This window comes from Bacillus sp. SIMBA_074, assembly GCF_046534555.1.
GTDB lineage: Bacteria > Bacillota > Bacilli > Bacillales > Bacillaceae_G > Bacillus_A > Bacillus_A mycoides.
Map to the genome: position 1 here is coordinate 1 of NZ_JAWRYM010001324.1, position 231 is coordinate 231.

The 231-nt window shown below is 49.4% G+C and carries 1 protein-coding gene; it reads right to left on the bottom strand.

Annotation, left to right across the window (positions count from 1 at the left end):
* Positions 1 to 184: glycosyltransferase (locus SB773_RS34990; protein ID WP_410595186.1), on the bottom strand; the 184-nt coding region annotated here is incomplete at its 3' end.
* Between the last annotated feature and the right edge of the window lie 47 nt (positions 185 to 231).

Here is a 231-nt window from a genome sequence, read left to right on the forward strand (position 1 = left end):
TTTCAAATACTTTTAGATAGCCTTGTGCTGTAGCGTACCAGGAAAACTGTCTGGCTCGCATCAGTGCCTGTTTTCCCATTTCCGTGCGAATATGGGGGGCGCTCCATAATAACTCCCAGATGATTGGCAGCTCTTTGCTCCATTCTTTAGGAGGAATTAAGAAGCCGCTTCCCTGATGGGTCACTACCTCCTTGATCCCGCCACGAGGGGTAGAAATAACGGGCTTACCTG